The organism is Streptomyces sp. DH12, assembly GCF_020873895.1.
GTDB lineage: Bacteria > Actinomycetota > Actinomycetes > Streptomycetales > Streptomycetaceae > Streptomyces.
The window spans coordinates 1-453 of the sequence record NZ_JAHWGT010001067.1; the positions used below are offsets into that span (position 1 = coordinate 1).

Annotated in this window: 1 protein-coding gene; it reads left to right on the forward strand. The window is 75.3% G+C overall.

Translation table 11 applies throughout. From position 1 onward, the window contains the following. The coding region (locus LPA54_RS38535; protein WP_228985039.1) for a PLP-dependent transferase at positions 1-453 on the forward strand (453 nt) is incomplete at both ends.

The following is a 453-nucleotide window of genomic DNA, read 5'->3' on the forward strand; positions in this document are numbered from 1 at the left end:
CTCCTACGACAGCCGGGCCGAGGCCGCGCGCATCGACGCCTTCGCCACCACCGGCGCCGAACCGGACGGCCCGCCGGTCTACGGGCGGCTCGGCAACCCGACCGTCGCACGCTTCGAGACCGCGCTCGCCCGTCTGGAGGGCACCGAGTCGGCGGTCGCCTTCGCCAGCGGCATGGCCGCGCTCAGCGCCGTCCTGCTGGTCCGCGGCTCCATGGGGCTGCGGCACGTCGTCGCCGTACGCCCGCTGTACGGGTGCAGCGACCATCTGCTGACCGCCGGGCTGCTCGGCTCCGAGGTCACCTGGACCGACCCGGCCGGGGTCGCCGACGCGCTCCGCCCGGACACCGGACTGGTGCTGGTGGAGTCGCCCGCCAACCCCACGCTCGCCGAGATCGACCTGCGGGCCGTCGCCCACGCCTGCGGCTCCGTGCCGCTGCTCGTCGACAACACCTT